This window comes from Mycobacterium lentiflavum (assembly GCF_022374895.2).
Classification (GTDB): domain Bacteria; phylum Actinomycetota; class Actinomycetes; order Mycobacteriales; family Mycobacteriaceae; genus Mycobacterium; species Mycobacterium lentiflavum.
In genome coordinates this window covers 3,476,941-3,494,143 of the sequence record NZ_CP092423.2, presented here as the reverse complement: position 1 = coordinate 3,494,143, position 17,203 = coordinate 3,476,941, and the positions used below count along the sequence as shown (strand labels likewise).

Here is a 17,203-nt window from a genome sequence, read left to right as displayed (position 1 = left end):
CGACGTGGGACAGAGCTGGCGCGCACCAGGTTATCGTGCCAGATCTGGCGTGACGCCTGCCCACGTCTTCGGCTTGCGAGTCCACCGGCAAGGCTGTCAGAGCGGCAGCGGGCGCCCCAGGATCGCGAATGCCCGTGGGTCACCGGCGAAGTGGTAGCGGCGGATGATGTCGTTGAAGCCCAACCGCCGATACAACCGCCAGGCACGATTGGCCTCGCCGTTGGTTTCCGGCGTCGAGAGCAGGACATTGCGCTCGCAGCGGCCGGCGAGCAGCCGGCGGGCCAGCGCCTCGCCGATGCCGCGGCCCTGGGCGCGCGGATGAATGTGCAGCTCGGTCAGCTCGAAATAGCTGTCCATCAACTGCGTGATCTGCTGCGGGGGCAAGCCGCCGCGTTGCATGCCCAAGACAACCTGCTGCTGCCACCACTGGCCCGGCGCCCCCGGGTAGCCGTAGGCCACCCCGAGCAACGGCGCTTGGCTGAGTTCGGACGCCGACGGCACGGCGCCGCCCTGGTCCGCGTCCGCCTCTACCGCGGCCGCCGCCTGCCACCCGCGCCGGCGGATGTGTTCGAGCCACATGGCCGCACGCTGGTTCTCGGTACCCCGCGGGTAGCGCATCGCGTCGACGTAGACCCCGAGGGCGTCACTGAGACGGCGCTCCATATCGTTCGGCGGCAGATCGATGAGGAATATCGCCAACTCGCGGTGTCCTCCTCGTCACAGTCAGTGGCTTCCGTTGGCTTCCGTTGGCTTCCGGTGGGCTTCCGGTGGGCCTCATGCACTTGATCGCCGTCGGTCCCCGGGCCCGTATCGCCATTATCGGGTCCGGAGCCGAACGGCTGCCGGGCGGTGGTGGCAACCAGCCGACCGCTGCGTCGGTTTCGGCAAGGGTTTCGGCAAGGGTTTCGGCAAGGGTGTTGTAACGCATCGGCGTTGCGGCCCGATGATTGTCGGGAAGCAACGAAGATAGAATCGCGGGCGAACCAGTGGTACGGGTCAGATTGACCTCGTATCATTTGACTTAGTTGCCTATACCATGGGCATCCGCGTGCTATCGATAGTTACGTGTCAAACTGTCGGCAAGGAGGGACGAATGCCACTCTCCGATCATGAGCAGCGGATGCTCGATCAGATCGAGAGCGCTCTCTACGCCGAGGATCCCAAGTTCGCTTCGAGCGTACGGGGTGGGGGGTTCCGCGCACCGACCGCGCGGCGCCGTCTGCAGGGTGCGGCGCTCTTCGTTATCGGTCTGGCGATGCTGGTTTCCGGCGTGGCGTTCAAGGCCACGATGATTGGCAACTTCCCGATTCTCAGCGTCGTTGGCTTCGTTGTGATGTTCGGTGGTGTCGTGTTCGCCATCACCGGTCCGCGGATGTCCGGGCGCCCCAGCCCGTCCGGGCCGGCGCAGGGCTCGCGCCCACGCCGCAACAAAGGCGGCGGCGGCTCGTTCACGAGCCGCATGGAAGATCGCTTCCGCCGCCGCTTCGACGAGTAATCGAACCACCGAACACCAGACCTTAAGGGGTAGCCGAAGCGGCTACCCCTTGTTTTTGTGCGGGTAGCCCGATTCGAGTCCTAATCGAGGCCAATCCGAGCCCCACTTCGCCCCACCACGCGACCCACTTCGCCCCACTGGCCGACTTAGTGGTCTGAAATGCGGTTTCCCGAGGCCGCCAGCGATGCCCGAGATGGCGGTCTACGGCCGCCCGCCGGTGCCTGGTGGCAAATGAGCAGCGAAACACCCCGACGACACTTCTTTTATGGGGCAAAGTGGGGGACTGTGGGGTATGGTGGCTGAAGTGTTTGGGCGAGCCGAGACCCGGCCTCGACAGGAGGTGAGCTGGTGTTTCTCGGCACCTACACGCCCAAGCTCGACGACAAAGGGCGACTGACGTTGCCCGCCAAGTTCCGCGACGCGCTGGCAGGGGGGTTGATGGTCACCAAGAGCCAGGATCACAGCCTCGCCGTCTACCCGCGGACGGAATTCGAGCAGCTGGCCCGCCGGGCGAGCAAGACGTCTCGAAGCAACCCGGAAGCCAGGGCGTTCCTGCGCAATCTGGCCGCCGGCACCGATGAACAACACCCCGACGCCCAGGGCCGCATCACCTTGTCGTCCGACCACCGCCGCTACGCGAACCTATCCAAGGACTGCGTGGTGATCGGTGCGGTCGACTACCTGGAAATCTGGGATGCCCAGGCCTGGCAGGACTACCAGCAAACGCACGAAGAGAACTTCTCCGCGGCCAGCGATGAAGCACTCGGCGACATCATCTGAGGCGCATGCCCGTGCATCGTGGCCTCTGCCCGAACCGACCCTGGCGTACTTCCCCAACGCCTGGTTCGTAACTTCGGACAGGGACCTCGGTGCAGGGGCGCGTCTTTCTCAGGCCGTCCCTCGATCTGAGGAATTTCTCCAGACCCGGGGAGGTGTTGCGTTGGCTGACAGAGACTTCGGGCACGTGCCCGTGCTGCTGGAGCGCTGTGTCGAACTGCTGACCCCGGCGTTGACCCGCCAGCACGCCGACGGATCCGGCGCGGTGCTCGTCGACGCCACCGTTGGTGCGGGCGGGCACGCGCAACGATTCCTGAGCGACCTGCCGGGCCTGAAGCTGATCGGCCTCGACCGCGATCCCAGCGCGCTGGACATCGCCGGCGCGCGGCTGGCGCCGTTCGCCGACCGAATCACCCTGGTGCACACCCGATATGACGGCATCGACGCGGCGCTGGCCCAATCCGGTTATGCCGCAAACGAATCGATCGACGGGGTGTTGTTCGATCTGGGCGTCTCCTCAATGCAGCTCGACCGCGCCGAGCGGGGTTTCGCCTACGCCCAGGACGCGCCGCTGGACATGCGAATGGATCCGTCGTCGCCGCTGACCGCGGCCGAGATCGTCAACACCTACGACGAGGCCGAGCTGGCGAACATCTTGCACCGCTACGGCGAGGAGCGGTTCGCGCGCCGGATCGCCAGCCACATCGTGCGTCGGCGGGCCCGCACCCCGTTCACCACGACCGCCGAGCTGGTCGAGTTGCTGTACCAGGCCATTCCGGCCGCGGCCCGGCGCACCGGCGGACATCCGGCCAAGCGCACCTTCCAGGCGCTGCGCATCGCGGTCAACGACGAGCTGGACACGCTGCGCCGGGCCATTCCGGCCGCGCTGGACGCCCTGGCCGTCGCCGGGCGCATCGTGGTGCTGGCCTACCAGTCGCTGGAAGACCGGATCGTCAAGCGCGAGTTCGCCGATGCGGTGGCCTCCCGCACGCCGTTGGATCTCCCGTTCGAGCTGCCCGGCCGCGGTCCGCGATTCCAATCGCTGACCCGCGGTGCCGAGCGCGCCGGCGCCGACGAAATCGAACGTAACCCTCGCAGCACCGCCGTGCGACTACGGGCCTTGCAACGGCTGGAATCCGAGGGACAACCACAGCAGCGGGTGACCAAGAAGGGCGACTCATGAAAGCGAAAGCCAAGCGCGAGGCGCCGAGACGCCGGGGCGGCAGCGACCGTCGCGGTGGGCGCGACGTTGCGGCCCGCAAGACCCGGCGCAACGCGGCCGACTCGACGGCGCGGCGCACCCGCCCGGCGCAGGGTTCCACGACCGGTCGCGAGGCGCGGGCGCCGAAATCCGGCCCGCAGACCAGCCCGAATACGCGGCCGGTCGAGCGGACGGCTCGCCCCAAGAGCAGCGGCCAGGCCAAGGCTCGCGCGAAGGCGCGCAAGGCCAAGGCGCCCAAGGTTATTCGGCCCCGCCTGACCGAGCGGATTGCCATCCGGCTGGCCTCGATCGACCTGCGGCCGCAGACCCTGCTGGCCAAGGTCCCGTTCGTCGTGCTGATCATCGGCGCGCTCGGTGCCGGGCTGGCGCTGACGCTGTGGCTGTCCACCGACGCCGCCGAACGCTCCTACCAGTTGAGTCACGCGCGCGAGAAGAGCCGGATGCTGCAGCAGCAGAAGGAGGCGCTGGAACGCGATGTGCGCGAGGCCGAAGCCGCGCCGGCGCTCGCCGAGGCCGCGCGCAAGCAGGGCATGATCCCGACGCGCGACACCGCTCACCTGGTCCAGGATCCGTCCGGTAGCTGGGTGGTGGTCGGCACGCCCAAGCCGGCCGACGGCGTTCCGCCGCCGCCGCTGAACACCAAGCTGCCCGACGAAGGCCCGCAGCCGCTGCCGAAACCGGCGGCAGCCCCGCCGGAAGTCCCGGTTCGCGTGCAACCGGATCCCGGTGCCGCTCTGGTGCCGGGCCGGCCGGTTGGGCCCGAAGCGTTGCTGCGCGCGCCGGATGGTTCGACGACGGTGGGCGGCCAGCACTTGCCGCCGGCCGCGCCGCTGGTACCCGGCGCGCCCGGTGTGCCCGGTGGCCCGGTTGGCGGGCAATTCCCGGGTATGCTGCCGACGCCGGGGTTGCCGGCGCAAGGACTGCCGACCCAAGGACTTCCCACGCAAGTACTTCCGACGCAAGGACTTCCGGCACAGCCGTGGCCGGCCCAAGGGCTGCCGATGCCGGGGCTGCCCGCGCCGGCGGGTCCAGCGGCCGATCCGGTGCCTGCCGAAGTGCCGATTCCTGTTGGTGGACTGCCCCTTTCGGTACCGCCCGCGCCGTTGCCGGCCGAAATACCGGTCCCCGTGCAACGGGCGCCGCAGGCCGCGGTCCCGGCCGCGCCCGGACTGCCGGGGCCGCAAGCCGCACCGGTGATCGCACCGAATAGCGGCGCGCCGCCCGCCGCCGTGTTGCCGGGGCCCGCGCGGTGAGTCGCGACGAGGACGGCCGCACCCGACGGTCGCGGCCGACGCGCGGTTCAGGTAAACCGCGGGGGACCCGGGACGTCCGGCAACCCGCTCGAACTCGGAAGCCGGAGAAGGCGCAACAGGGCCGAGACGCGAAGGAAACAACGGGATTCCGCAAGGCCAAGAAATCCGGCGAGGCGCCGCTCGGCCGTTCGGCCAGCGAGCGACGCACCCGGCAGGCCGTCGAGGCCGGCACCCGGGGCGCGTCGTTCGTCTTTCGGCATCGCGCCGGCAATGTGGTCATCTTGGCGCTGACGCTGGTGGCGGCCGCCCAGCTGTTCGTCCTGCAGGTCACCAACGCGCCGAAGCTGCGCGCCCAGGCCGCGGGCCAGCTCAGGGTCACCGACGTCTCAAAGGCCATCCGCGGCAGCATCGTTGACCGCAATAACCAGCAGCTGGCGTTCACCATCGAGTCGCGCGCCCTGACGTTTCAGCCGAAGAAGATCCGCCAGCAATTGGAAGAGGCCAAGAAGAAGAACCCGGCCGCTCCCGATCCGCAGGCGCGGCTGCGCGACATCGCAAAAGAGGTTTCCAGCCGGCTGAACAACAAGCCGGACTACGCGACGGTGCTGAAGAAGCTGCAAACCGACGACAACTTCGTCTATTTGGCGCGTGCCGTCGACCCGGCGGTCGCCAGCGCGATCTCGGACAAGTACCCCGAGGTCGGCTCCGAGCGGCAGGATCTGCGCCAATATCCGGGCGGATCGCTGGCGGCCAACATCGTCGGCGGCATCGACTGGGACGGCCACGGTCTGCTCGGACTCGAAGACAGCATGGACTCCGTGCTGTCGGGAACCGACGGCTCGGTCACCTACGACCGCGGCTCGGACGGCGTGGTCATCCCCGGCAGCTACCGCAACCGGCACCGGGCGGTCAACGGTTCGACCGTCCAGCTGACCATCGACGACGACATCCAGTTCTACGTGCAGCAGCAGGTCCAGCAGGCCAAGAACATGTCTGGGGCGCACAATGTCTCGGCCGTCGTGCTCGACGCCAAGACCGGTGACGTGCTGGCCATGGCCAACGACAACACCTTCGACCCGTCGCAGGACATCGGGCGCCAGGGCGACCGGCAACTCGGCAATCTCGCGGTGTCCTCGCCGTTCGAGCCGGGCTCGGTGAACAAGATCGTCACCGCGTCCTCGGTCATCGAATACGGCCTGTCCAACCCCGACGAGGTGCTGCAGGTGCCGGGCTCCATCAACATGGGTGGCGTCAACATCCACGACGCGTGGGAGCACGGCGTGATGCCGTACACCACCACCGGCGTGTTCGGGAAGTCGTCCAACGTCGGAACGCTGATGCTGGCCCAACGCGTTGGCCCGGAACGGTTTTACGACATGGTCCGCAAATTCGGGCTGGGGCAGCGGACCAACGTCGGGTTGCCCGGTGAGAGCGCCGGCCTGGTGCCGCCGATCGACCAGTGGTCGGGTAGCACGTTCTCCAACCTGCCGATCGGTCAAGGTCTTTCGATGACCCTGCTGCAGATGACCGACATGTACCAGACGATCGCCAACGACGGCCTGCGGATACCGCCGCGAATCATCAAGGCCACCATCGCCCCCGACGGCACCCGCACCGAAGAAGCGCGCCCGGAAGGTGTTCGGGTCGTTTCGCCGCAGACCGCGCAGACCGTGCGGCAGATGCTGCGCGCCGTCGTGCAACACGACCCGATGGGTTACCAGCAGGGCACCGGACCGGCGGCCGCGGTGCCCGGCTACCAGATGGCCGGTAAGACCGGCACCGCTCAGCAGATCAACCCGGGCTGCGGCTGCTACTTCGACAACGTGTACTGGATCACGTTCGCCGGGATGGCCACCGTCGACAATCCGCGCTACGTGATCGGCATCATGATGGACAACCCGGACCGCAACGCCGACGGTACGCCCGGCCACTCGGCGGCCCCGCTGTTCCACAACATCGCCGGTTGGCTGATGCAACGCGAAAACGTCCCGCTCTCACCGGATCCCGGGCCGCCGCTGACCCTGCAGGCCACCTAGCGGTCCGCGTTCAACTCAGGGCGCTGAACTCGCGGTTGCGCGCGTCGATCTGCTCCTGGGTGGCCGGGACCAAGCGGTCACCGCCCGGTGCCGCGGTCGCCTGCGAGCGAGCGGCGTGCGGCCGTTGGTCGTGTTCGTATTGCGCGAATGCATGGGGTAAGTCGGTGGGTTGATCGCGCAGCGCCTGTGCTAGGAACCAGGCGCCGGTCAGCGCCAGGGCGGTGCCGCGTCCGGAAAGGGGCGAGGCGCAGTGCGCGGCGTCGCCGACCAGGACGACGCGACCGCGATGCCAACTCGGCAGGTGGATCTGGCTCACCGAATCGAAGTAGAGCTCGGGGTCGGCAATCGCCGCGTCGACCAACTCGGGCACTCTCCACTCCCAGTGACCGGCGAACGCATCGGCGAGAATTTGCTTCTGCGCCGCCAGATCGTGGTAGTCGTACTCGATCCAGGGTGAGCGAAAAATCAAGACTGCCAACGCTTTATCGCGATAGGTGGCGATGCCGGCCAGGTGGCCCGGGAAGTTGTACATCGGATTGATTCGTCCGGACGGGACGTAGCCGGGCAGATCGGCCAGCGCGGTGTAGAAGCCGAGGTGGTGTACGAATTGCTGTTCGGGCCCGAACACCAGCCGGCGCACCGCCGAGTGCATCCCGTCCGCACCCACCACCACGTCATACCGATCGCGCGCACCCGAGGCGAAGCCGACTTCGACGCCGCGGTTGTCGGCGTCGATCTTGGTGACGTACTCGCAGAACCGCAGGTCGACGGACGGCCCGAGGTGGTTGTGCAGGATCTTGGTGAGGTCTTCCCGGGGAATCTCGATGTCGTCGGGGGAATCGCCGATGTCCTCGGGCAGTTCGGCCGCCACGGCGCCGTCGCGGTCGACGAATTGCACTCGTTCGGTCATGTCGATTTGGCATTCGCGGATCTGGCCGAGCACGCCCATCTTGTCGGCCACGGCGATCGAGTCGCCGCGAATGTCGATCGGGGACCCGTTGACTCGCAGGTGATCGGCGCGCTCGACCACGGTGACATCGTGGCCGTCGGCCCCAAGGTTGATCGCCGTGCTAAGGCCTGCGACGCCGGCACCGGACACCAGAATGCGCATCGGACGAACTCCTTCACGTTTAAGATACGGTTTGTACCCTAGAACATAGATCCGGATTTTAGGAAACGCAATGTCTCTTAACGCGGGTGTGTCGAAGCGGCGCCGCGGCCGCGCACTGGAAGAGGCGCTGTTGGACGCGGCCTGGGCCGAGCTGACCGAGCGTGGGTACGACGACTTCACGATCGACGCCGCGGCCGCCCGGGCGGCGACCAGTCGCGCCGTGCTCTACCGGCGCTGGCCAAGAAAGCAGGAACTGGTGGTCGCCGCCTTGGCGCATGCGGCGGGCAAGGATGAAGTGGTCGCCCCCGACACCGGCAGCCTGCGTGGCGACGTCATCGGGCTGCTGCGGCGGGCCAACAAGGTCAGGATCGGGTTGGCGGCACAGGTGTTCATCCAGCTCGGCAGCCTCTACCGCGAAACCGGCACCAGCCTGGCCGATCTCAGCGCTTTCGTCCGGGGCGGCCGGGACACCGCGATGGAGCAGGCAATCCAGCGCGCCATCGATCGCGGCGAAATCGACGCCGAATGCGTGACCGAGCGCATCGCGCGGTTACCCGCCGACCTGTGGCGTCACGAAATCTTGATGACGCTGCAACCGTTGCCCGACGCGGCCATCGAAGAAATCGTCGACACGATCTTTCTGCCGCTGCTGGCGCCGCGGTGCGCCCCCGGGCGCGGTAGAACCGGACCAGCCGGTGGGTCTGGGTAGGGTGTCATGGCTGATCATGGGGATGAAGCGGCGACGGGAGGAGGTGTGTAATGCAGGCACCCACTGAGCTGCGCCCGGACCAGGGCGCGGGCGTGCCACTGGCTGCGCTGGCCGCCCAGGTGGGCGCGGTGGCGGCCGACGGCGCCGCCGTCCCGGATCTGCCGATCACCGGCGTGACGCTGCGTGCCCAGGATGTGCGGCCCGGCGACCTGTTCGCCGGGCTGCCCGGCTCGGCCACCCACGGCGCCCGCTATGCCGTCGACGCGATCGGCCGCGGCGCCGTCGCGGTGCTCACCGACGCTGCCGGAGTCGACGAGATGGGCGCCGCCGCGGTGCCGACGCTGGTGCATCCCGCGCCGCGCAGCGTGCTCGGTGGCCTGGCCGCCACCGTGTACGCAAACCCGTCCGACCGGGTAACGGTCGTCGGCATCACCGGCACCTCCGGGAAAACCACGACCAGCTATCTGGTCGAGTCGGGGTTGCGCGCCGGCGGCCACACCGCGGGGCTGATCGGCACCATTGGCATCCGCATCGACGGCGCTGACATCCCCAGCGCCCTGACCACTCCGGAAGCCCCTGCGCTGCAGGCGATGTTGGCCGCGATGGCCGAGCGCGGGGTGGACACCGTCGTCATGGAGGTCTCCAGTCACGCTCTGACACTGGGCCGCGTCGACGGAACCCGTTTCGCGGTAGGCGGTTTCACCAACTTGTCCCGTGACCACCTCGACTTTCATCCCACCATGGCCGACTACTTCGACGCGAAAGCCCTTCTGTTCGACCCGAATTCGCCGCTGCGGGCCGGAAAGTCCGTGGTGTGCATCGACGACGACGCCGGGCGCGCGATGGCGCAGCGGGCCATCGATGCGATCACGGTCAGCGCCACCGGCCTGCCGGCGCACTGGCGCGCGACGGATGTGACGCCGCTGGGAGTGGGGCAAGAGTTCACCGCCGTGGACCCCGCCGGCGGTCAACACCGGATCCGCATTCGGCTCACTGGCGCCTACAACATCGCGAATTGCCTTGTGGCACTGGCGATCCTCGACGCGGTTGGCGTCTCGCCGGAGCAGGCGGCGGACGGGCTGCGCAACACCCGCGTTCCGGGGCGGCTGGAAGAAATCGATCGCGGCCAGAATTTCCTGGCCCTCGTCGACTACGCCCACAAGCCGGGCGCGCTGCGGGCGGTGTTGACCACCCTGCGGCAGCCGGGCCGGCGGCTGGCGGTGGTGTTCGGCGCCGGGGGCGATCGCGACCCCGGCAAACGGCGGCCGATGGGCGCCGTCGCCGCCGAACTGGCCGACCTGGTCGTGGTCACCGACGACAACCCGCGCAGCGAGGACCCCGCGTCCATCCGCCGCGAGATCCTCGACGGAGCGGCCGGGTTCGGCGCGGAGGTGGTCGAGATCGGCGACCGGCGTGCCGCGATCAGGCATGCGGTCGACTGGGCCGGCCCGGGCGACGTGGTGCTGGTCGCCGGCAAAGGCCACGAAACCGGCCAGCGCACCGGCCATGTGGTTCGCCCGTTCGACGACCGTGTCGAACTCGCGCAGGCGTTGGAAGACCGCCGATGATCGAGCTGACCGTCGCGCAGATCGCCGAGATCGTCGGCGGCACCCTGGCCGACATCACGCCGCAGGACGCCGCCGAGCGGCACGTCACCGGGACGGTCGAATTCGACTCCCGCGCCGTCGGCCCCGGCGGGTTGTTTCTGGCGCTGCCGGGCGCCCGCTCGGACGGACACGACCACGCCGCCTCGGCCGTCGCGGCCGGTGCTGTCGCGGTGCTGGCCGCGCGGCCGGTCGGGGTGCCCGCCATCGTCGTCGCCCCGCAAGGCGCCTCGGGCTCGCGGGCCGGCGTGCTCGAGCACGACCCGGACGGCTCGGGCGCGGCGGTGCTGGACGCGCTTGCCAAGCTGGCCACAGTGGTGGCCGAGGAGCTGGTGGCCGGCGGACTGACGATCATCGGGATCACCGGCTCGTCGGGCAAGACGTCGACCAAAGACCTGGTCGCCGCGGTGCTCGAGCCGCTGGGTGAGGTGGTGGCGCCGCCGGGGTCGTTCAACAACGAGCTGGGTCATCCCTGGACGGTGCTGCGGGCGACCCGGCGCACCGACTACCTGGTGTTGGAGATGTCGGCACGCCATCCCGGCAATATCGCCGCGCTGGCGCGGATCGCCCCGCCTACCATCGGCGTGGTGCTCAACGTGGGCACCGCGCACCTCGGTGAGTTCGGCTCGCGAGAGGCCATCGCACGCACTAAATCCGAACTGCCACAAGCTGTTCCGTCGTCCGGAGTGGTCATTCTCAACGTCGACGACCCATCGGTGGCGGCGATGGCGAACGTCAGCTCGGGATGGGTGGTTCGGGTCAGCCGATCCAGCGAGACCGATTCGGGACCCAGCGACGTCTGGGCCGAGGGCGTGTCGCTGGACGAATTGGCCAGGCCGCGCTTTACCCTGCACGCGATGGACGCGCGCGGCGCTCTGGAGGTCGAAGTGCGACTCGGCGTGTACGGCGAACACCAGGTCACCAATGCGCTGTGTGCCAGCGCGGTCGCCCTGCAGTGCGGCGCCAGCGTCGAGCAGATTGCCGCATCGCTGGCCGCGGCGGGCCCGGTGTCGCGGCACCGCATGCAGGTGACCAACCGCGCCGACGGGGTGACCGTCATCGACGACGCCTACAACGCCAACCCCGACTCGATGCGCGCGGGCCTGCAGGCGCTGGCTCAGATCGCCCGCGGCGGGGGGCCCGGGCCGGCCGAGAAGCGCAGGAGCTGGGCGGTGCTCGGCGAGATGGCCGAGCTGGGGCGGGACGCAATAACCGAGCACGATGCCATCGGCCGGCTGGCGGTGCGCTTAGATGTGTCTCGACTCGTTGTCGTGGGAATGGGGAGGTCGGTAACCGCCATGCACCACGCTGCGGTCCTAGAAGGGGCGTGGGGCTCGTGGGGCTCTTCCGGTGATAGAGGGGCGGTGCAGGTGGCCGACGGCGACGCCGCCCTCGAAGTGTTGCGGGCCGAACTGCGGCCCGGCGACGTGGTCCTGGTGAAGGCGTCGAATGCCGCCGGACTGGGCACACTGGCCGAGGCACTGGTCACCGAAGGTCCAGCGGGCCGGGCGGGCGAGGTCCGTCCGTGAGGCAGATTCTCGTCGCCGTCGCGATCGCCCTGACCGTCTCGATTCTGCTGACCCCCGCGCTCATCCGGTTGTTCACCAAGCAGGGCTTCGGCCACCAGATCCGCGAGGACGGGCCGCCGAGCCACCACACCAAACGAGGCACCCCGTCGATGGGCGGCGTGGCGATCGTGGCGGGCATCTGGGCCGGCTACCTGGGCACCCACCTCGCCGGGCTGGCGTTCGACGGCGAGGGCGCCTCCGCGTCCGGTCTGCTGGTGCTCGGCTTGGCCACCATGCTGGGTGGCGTCGGCTTCCTCGACGACCTGATCAAAATCCGCAGGTCGCGCAACCTGGGCTTGAACAAGACGGCCAAGACGGTCGGGCAGATCGTGGCGGCGGTGCTGTTCGCCGTGTTGGTCCTGCAGTTTCACAACGCCAACGGCCTGACGCCGGCCAGCGCGGATCTGTCCTACGTGCGCGAAATCGCCACCGTCACACTGGCTCCCGGACTGTTCGTGCTGTTCTGCGTGCTCGTCGTCAGCGCCTGGTCTAACGCGGTCAACTTCACCGACGGTCTCGACGGGCTGGCCGCCGGCTGCATGGCGATGGTCACCGGCGCCTACGTGTTGATCACCTTCTGGCAGTACCGCAACGCGTGCGCCACCGCGCCCGGCCTGGGCTGCTACAACGTGCGCGACCCGCTGGACCTGGCGCTGGTCGCCGCCGCGACCGCGGGCGCCTGCATCGGCTTTCTGTGGTGGAATGCCGCGCCCGCCAAGATCTTCATGGGCGACACCGGTTCGCTGGCGCTGGGCGGCATCATCGCCGGTCTGTCCGTGGCGAGCCGCACCGAGCTGCTCGCGGTGGTGCTGGGCTCGCTGTTCGTCGCCGAGGTCGTCTCGGTGGTGCTGCAGATCCTCACCTTCCGGACCACCGGTCGCCGGGTGTTTCGGATGGCGCCCTTCCATCACCATTTCGAGTTGGGCGGCTGGGCCGAAACCACGGTCATCATCCGCTTCTGGCTGCTCACCGCGATCGCGTGCGGGCTGGGAGTGGCGCTGTTCTACGGTGAGTGGCTCGCCACGATCGGCGCGTGACATGTCCGGGCTCGAACCCTTGGCTCCGCTGTCTGCGGGCGCGCCCGTCCTGATCGCCGGCGCCCGGGTGACCGGCAGGGCGATCCTGGGTGCGCTGACCCGGTTCGGCGCCGTGGCCACGCTGTGCGACGACGATGCGGCCATGCTGGCGCCGTACGCCGAAAACGGGATCCCCACAATCGATCCCACGACCGCGGTGCAGCAGATCGCGGACTATCCGCTGGTCGTCACCAGCCCGGGATTCCGGCCGTCGGCGCCCGTGCTGGCGGCTGCCGCGGCGGCGGGAGTGCCGATCTGGGGCGACGTGGAACTGGCCTGGCGGCTAGACGCCGCGGGGTGCTACGGCACGCCGCGGCGCTGGCTGGTCGTGACCGGCACCAACGGCAAGACCACCACGACGTCGATGCTGCACGCCATGTTGATCGCCGGCGGGCGGCGCAGCCTGCTGTGCGGCAATATCGGCGACCCGGTGCTCGACGTCCTGGACCAGCCGGCCGACCTGCTGGCCGTCGAACTGTCCAGCTTCCAGCTGTTCTGGGCACCGTCGCTGCGGCCCGAGGCGGGCGTCGTGCTCAATATCGCCGAGGACCACCTGGACTGGCACGCGTCGATGGCCGAGTACACCGCGGCCAAGGCCCGGGTGCTGGATGGCCGGGTCGCGGTGGTCGGGCTGGACGACAATCGGGCCGCTGCGCTGCTGAGCACCGCCGCGGCACCGGTGCGGGCGGGTTTCCGGCTCGGCGAGCCGGGGGCGGGGGAGCTCGGGGTGCGCGACGGCCAGCTGGTCGACCGCGCGTTTGCCGACGATCTGACCCTGCTGTCGGCCGCGTCCATCCCGGTGCCGGGCCCGGTCGGCGTGCTCGACACCCTGGCCGCGGCGGCGCTGGCCCGCAGCGTCGACGTGCCCGCCGCCGCGATCGCGGACGCCATCTCGACGTTTCAGCCGGGCCGACACCGGTCCGAAGTCGTCGCGGTGGCCGACGGCATCCGATACGTCGACGATTCGAAGGCGACCAACCCGCACGCCGCCGAGGCGTCGGTGATGGCCTACCCGCGGGTGGTGTGGGTGGCCGGCGGTTTGCTGAAGGGCGCAACGCTGGACGCGGAGGTGGCCAGAATGGCATCTCGGCTGGTCGGCGCGGTGCTCATCGGCCGGGACCGCCAAGAGGTTGCCGAGGCGTTATCGCGACACGCGCCCGATGTCCCCGTGGTCCAGGTTGTGACAGGCGAGGATGCTGGTATGTATGCGACTGCTGATACTAATGTGACAAAAGTTGACAGTGTGGGGGATAGTCTCGGCGCTCGCGTGATGACCGCTGCTGTGGCGGCGGCTCGTACTTTGGCCAGGTCGGGTGACACGGTGCTGCTGGCACCGGCGGGGGCCTCGTTTGACCAGTTCAGCAGCTACGCCGACCGTGGTGACGCATTCGCGGCCGCCGTACGCGCGGCGCTGCGGTAGGCGGGTGTGGGTAACGCGCTGACCCGGCGCCTACGCCGGGGCAAGAAGAAAATCGAGGCCCCGCCGGCCGAGGCGGCGGACGCCGTCCCGGAAAGCACCGGCGCCGACACCGTGACGGATGCCGAGGCGCCGACGGATGCGACGCAGGCCCCCGAGGCGTCCGGCGCCCCCGGGCCGGACCAGACCCCGGAGCAGCCGCCAGCGGCGGCAAAAGTCCAGTTCAAGGATCCGCAGGAGAGTCCGCGCGCCCGGTTCGGCGCGTGGCTGCACCGCCCGATGACGTCTTTTCACCTGATCGTCGCGATCGCCGGATTGCTGACCACGCTGGGCCTGACCATGGTGCTGTCGGCCTCGGGTGTGCGGTCCTACGGCGACGACGGCTCGGCGTGGGTGATCTTCGGCAAACAGGTCCTGTGGACGGTCATCGGGGTCTTCGGGGCCTATGTGTCGATGCGGATGCCGGTGCGCTTCCTGCGTCGGGTGGCCTTCCCGGGCTACGTCGTCACCATCATCCTGCTGGTGCTGGTGCTCGTGCCCGGCATCGGAAACCTCGCCAACGGGTCGCGGAAGTGGTTCGTCGTCGCTGGCTTCTCGATGCAGCCCTCTGAGCTGGCCAAGATCGCATTCGCCATCTGGGGTGCGCACCTGCTGGCTTCGCGGCGCATGGAGCGGGCCTCGCTGCGCGAGATGCTGATCCCGCTGGTGCCGGCGGCGGTCATCGCGCTCGGGCTGATCGTCGCCCAGCCCGACCTCGGGCAGACGGTGTCGATGGGCATCATCCTGCTGGCCCTGCTGTGGTACGCCGGCCTGCCGCTGCGAGTCTTCGGCGCCTCGCTGCTCGCGGTCTTCATGGCCGGCGCGGTGCTGGCCATGTCCGCCGGTTACCGGTCGGACCGGGTGCGCTCCTGGATCAACCCGGAGAACGACCCGCAGGACACCGGCTACCAGGCGCGTCAGGCGAAGTTCGCGCTGGCCCACGGCGGCATCTTCGGCGACGGCCTCGGCCAGGGCACCGCGAAATGGAACTACCTGCCCAATGCGCACAACGACTTCATCTTCGCGATCATCGGCGAGGAGCTGGGCTTCATCGGCGCCTTCGGGCTGCTGGCGCTGTTCGGGTTGTTCGCCTATACCGGGATGCGGATCGCGCGCCGCTCGGCCGACCCCTTCCTGCGGCTGCTGACCGCCACCACCACGATGTGGATCCTCGGTCAGGCCTTCATCAACATCGGCTACGTGATCGGCGTGCTGCCGGTGACCGGTCTGCAGCTGCCATTGATATCGGCGGGCGGAACATCCACGGCTGCAACGCTATTCATGATCGGCATCATGTGTAACGCGGCGCGCCATGAGCCCGAAGCGGTGGCGGCACTGCGCGCCGGGCGCGATGACAAGATGAACCGGCTGCTGCGGTTGCCGCTGCCCGAGCCGTATTCGCCGACTCGCCTCGAGTCGTTCCGCGACCGCAAGTCGCAGCCGCGAGCGCCGCGACCGCCCGCCCCGGCACGTGGGCGTCAGGCCCCGGCCCGGAAAGCCGAGCCACCTGCGCGTAGGGCACGCCGAGAGCCCGAGCCGCCCCTGCGACCGGTTTTTCCGCGGACACCTGTCCGCGCCGAACCCCGCTCAAGGCATCATGGATCTGATCAGCGCAACCCCAGACAGGGAGCCGGTCAGCGTCAAACACGGCGCGCTCGCGCACTGGAAGGTCAGCGTTACGGGTGAACCACACGGTCACGCAGCCGACCGGCGGGCAGGGGGCAAGTCCCTCGCCCGCCGGTGCCCTGTCGGTGGTGCTGGCCGGCGGCGGCACGGCCGGCCATGTGGAGCCCGCGATGGCCGTCGCCGATGCCCTGAGCGCGCTGGATCCCCAGGTCCGAATCACCGCGCTGGGCACCGCGCGTGGGCTTGAGACCCGGCTGGTGCCCGAACGCGGCTACCACCTCGAGCTGATCACCCCGGTGCCGCTGCCCCGCAAACCCAGCGGTGACCTGGCCCGGCTGCCGCCACGGGTATGGCGCGCCGTGCGCGAGACCCGCTCGGTGCTTGACGTCGTCGACGCCGACGTGGTGGTGGGTTTCGGCGGCTACGTCGCCCTGCCGGCCTATCTCGCCGCCCGCGGTTTCCCCAGGTTCCGGCGTCGTATCCCGGTGCTCATCCATGAGGCCAACGCCCGCGCCGGGTTGGCGAATCGCGTCGGTGCCCGCTCGGCGGACCGGGTGCTGTCCGCGGTGCCGGATTCCGGGCTGCGCCGCGCCGAGGTGGTCGGGGTGCCGGTGCGCGCGACGATCGCCTCGCTGGATCGCGCGTCGCTGCGGGGCCAGGCGCGCCGGCACTTCGGATTCGCCGACGACGCGCGGGTGCTGCTGGTGTTCGGCGGTTCGCAGGGCGCGGTCTCGCTCAACCGGGCGGTCTCGGGGGCCGCCGCGGAGCTGGCCGCCGCGGGCGTGTCCGTGCTGCACGCGCACGGGCCCAAGAACACCCTCGAGCTGCGCGAACCCCGCGGCGGCGATCCGCCGTACCGGGCGGTGCCGTATCTGGACCGGATGGACCTGGCGTATGCGGCCGCCGACCTGGTCATCTGCCGCTCCGGGGCGATGACGGTCGCCGAGGTGTCGGCGGTGGGCCTGCCGGCCATCTACGTTCCGCTCCCGATCGGCAACGGCGAGCAGCGACTCAACGCGCTGCCGGTGGTCAACGCCGGCGGTGGCACGGTCGTCTCCGACGCCGTCCTGACGCCGGCCCTGGTGGCCCGGGAGGTGAGCGGGCTGCTTAGCGACCCGCCGCGGCTGGCGGCGATGACCGCGGCCGCCGCCCGGGTAGGGCATCCGGACGCGGCGCGCCAGGTCGCCGCGGCGGCCCTGGACATCGCGCGACAAGCACGGGCTACGGGGCCGAGGTCTGGCCGGAGGGCCGGGAGAACGCCGTGACGGCC

Annotated in this window: 13 protein-coding genes and 1 pseudogene; 12 read left to right on the top strand and 2 right to left on the bottom strand. The window is 69.5% G+C overall.

Annotated features, from left to right (window positions below; genetic code table 11):
- Window positions 1-96: 96 nt before the first annotated feature.
- Window positions 97-699, bottom strand: a complete 603-nt coding sequence (locus tag MJO58_RS16310) for a GNAT family N-acetyltransferase (RefSeq protein ID WP_090603332.1) — start codon at window positions 697-699, stop codon at window positions 97-99.
- A gap of 394 nt (window positions 700-1,093) precedes the next feature.
- Between MJO58_RS16310 and MJO58_RS16305 the strand changes: the two genes are divergently transcribed.
- From MJO58_RS16305 to MJO58_RS16285, 5 genes are all read left to right on the top strand, one after another.
- The gene (locus tag MJO58_RS16305; RefSeq protein WP_239720061.1) at window positions 1,094-1,495 is read left to right on the top strand and encodes an SCO2097 family morphological protein; all 402 of its coding nucleotides are present in this window, start codon (window positions 1,094-1,096) and stop codon (window positions 1,493-1,495) included.
- 348 nt (window positions 1,496-1,843) lie between these two features.
- The gene (gene mraZ / locus MJO58_RS16300; protein ID WP_090603327.1) at window positions 1,844-2,275 is read left to right on the top strand and encodes a division/cell wall cluster transcriptional repressor MraZ; all 432 of its coding nucleotides are present in this window, start codon (window positions 1,844-1,846) and stop codon (window positions 2,273-2,275) included.
- On the top strand, window positions 2,250-3,455 hold the full coding sequence (gene rsmH, locus MJO58_RS16295) for a 16S rRNA (cytosine(1402)-N(4))-methyltransferase RsmH (RefSeq protein WP_239720060.1): 1,206 nt from the start codon (window positions 2,250-2,252) through the stop codon (window positions 3,453-3,455). The genes mraZ and rsmH overlap by 26 nt, the downstream gene beginning before the upstream one ends.
- A complete protein-coding gene (ftsL, locus tag MJO58_RS16290; protein WP_239720058.1) occupies window positions 3,452-4,747 on the top strand; it encodes a cell division protein FtsL in 1,296 nt (431 codons plus the stop codon). The genes rsmH and ftsL overlap by 4 nt, the downstream gene beginning before the upstream one ends.
- Window positions 4,744-6,783 (top strand): peptidoglycan D,D-transpeptidase FtsI family protein, encoded by a 2,040-nt coding sequence (locus MJO58_RS16285; RefSeq protein WP_239720057.1) that lies wholly within the window; start codon window positions 4,744-4,746, stop codon window positions 6,781-6,783. The genes ftsL and MJO58_RS16285 overlap by 4 nt, the downstream gene beginning before the upstream one ends.
- A 10-nt stretch (window positions 6,784-6,793) precedes the next feature.
- Here MJO58_RS16285 and MJO58_RS16280 read toward each other — a convergent pair whose 3' ends face one another.
- Window positions 6,794-7,894 carry an FAD-dependent monooxygenase gene (locus MJO58_RS16280; RefSeq protein WP_239720055.1) on the bottom strand — a complete coding sequence of 367 codons (1,101 nt, stop codon included), beginning with the start codon at window positions 7,892-7,894 and terminating at the stop codon, window positions 6,794-6,796.
- A 70-nt stretch (window positions 7,895-7,964) separates the two neighbouring features.
- Here MJO58_RS16280 and MJO58_RS16275 point away from each other — a divergent pair, with 70 nt between their 5' ends.
- The 7 genes and pseudogenes from MJO58_RS16275 to murG all read left to right on the top strand — a co-directional run bounded on the left by MJO58_RS16275 (window position 7,965) and on the right by murG (window position 17,198).
- A complete protein-coding gene (locus MJO58_RS16275) occupies window positions 7,965-8,603 on the top strand; it encodes a TetR-like C-terminal domain-containing protein (protein ID WP_239720054.1) in 639 nt (212 codons plus the stop codon).
- 16 nt (window positions 8,604-8,619) lie between these two features.
- A pseudogene (locus MJO58_RS16270) lies at window positions 8,620-10,171 on the top strand (UDP-N-acetylmuramoyl-L-alanyl-D-glutamate--2,6-diaminopimelate ligase).
- On the top strand, window positions 10,168-11,736 hold the full coding sequence (locus MJO58_RS16265) for a UDP-N-acetylmuramoyl-tripeptide--D-alanyl-D-alanine ligase (protein WP_239720052.1): 1,569 nt from the start codon (window positions 10,168-10,170) through the stop codon (window positions 11,734-11,736). Before MJO58_RS16270 ends, MJO58_RS16265 begins: the two are co-directional and overlap by 4 nt.
- On the top strand, window positions 11,733-12,812 hold the full coding sequence (gene mraY / locus MJO58_RS16260; RefSeq protein ID WP_090603305.1) for a phospho-N-acetylmuramoyl-pentapeptide-transferase: 1,080 nt from the start codon (window positions 11,733-11,735) through the stop codon (window positions 12,810-12,812). Before MJO58_RS16265 ends, mraY begins: the two co-directional genes overlap by 4 nt.
- A gap of 1 nt (window position 12,813) precedes the next feature.
- The gene (gene murD, locus MJO58_RS16255; RefSeq protein ID WP_090603302.1) at window positions 12,814-14,271 is read left to right on the top strand and encodes a UDP-N-acetylmuramoyl-L-alanine--D-glutamate ligase; all 1,458 of its coding nucleotides are present in this window, start codon (window positions 12,814-12,816) and stop codon (window positions 14,269-14,271) included.
- A gap of 111 nt (window positions 14,272-14,382) precedes the next feature.
- Entirely contained in the window at window positions 14,383-15,993 is a 1,611-nt protein-coding gene (gene ftsW, locus MJO58_RS16250) for a putative lipid II flippase FtsW (RefSeq protein WP_434086377.1), read from the top strand.
- Window positions 15,990-17,198, top strand: a complete 1,209-nt coding sequence (gene murG / locus MJO58_RS16245) for an undecaprenyldiphospho-muramoylpentapeptide beta-N-acetylglucosaminyltransferase (protein ID WP_239720049.1) — start codon at window positions 15,990-15,992, stop codon at window positions 17,196-17,198. Before ftsW ends, murG begins: the two co-directional genes overlap by 4 nt.
- The last annotated feature ends 5 nt before the right edge of the window (window positions 17,199-17,203 follow it).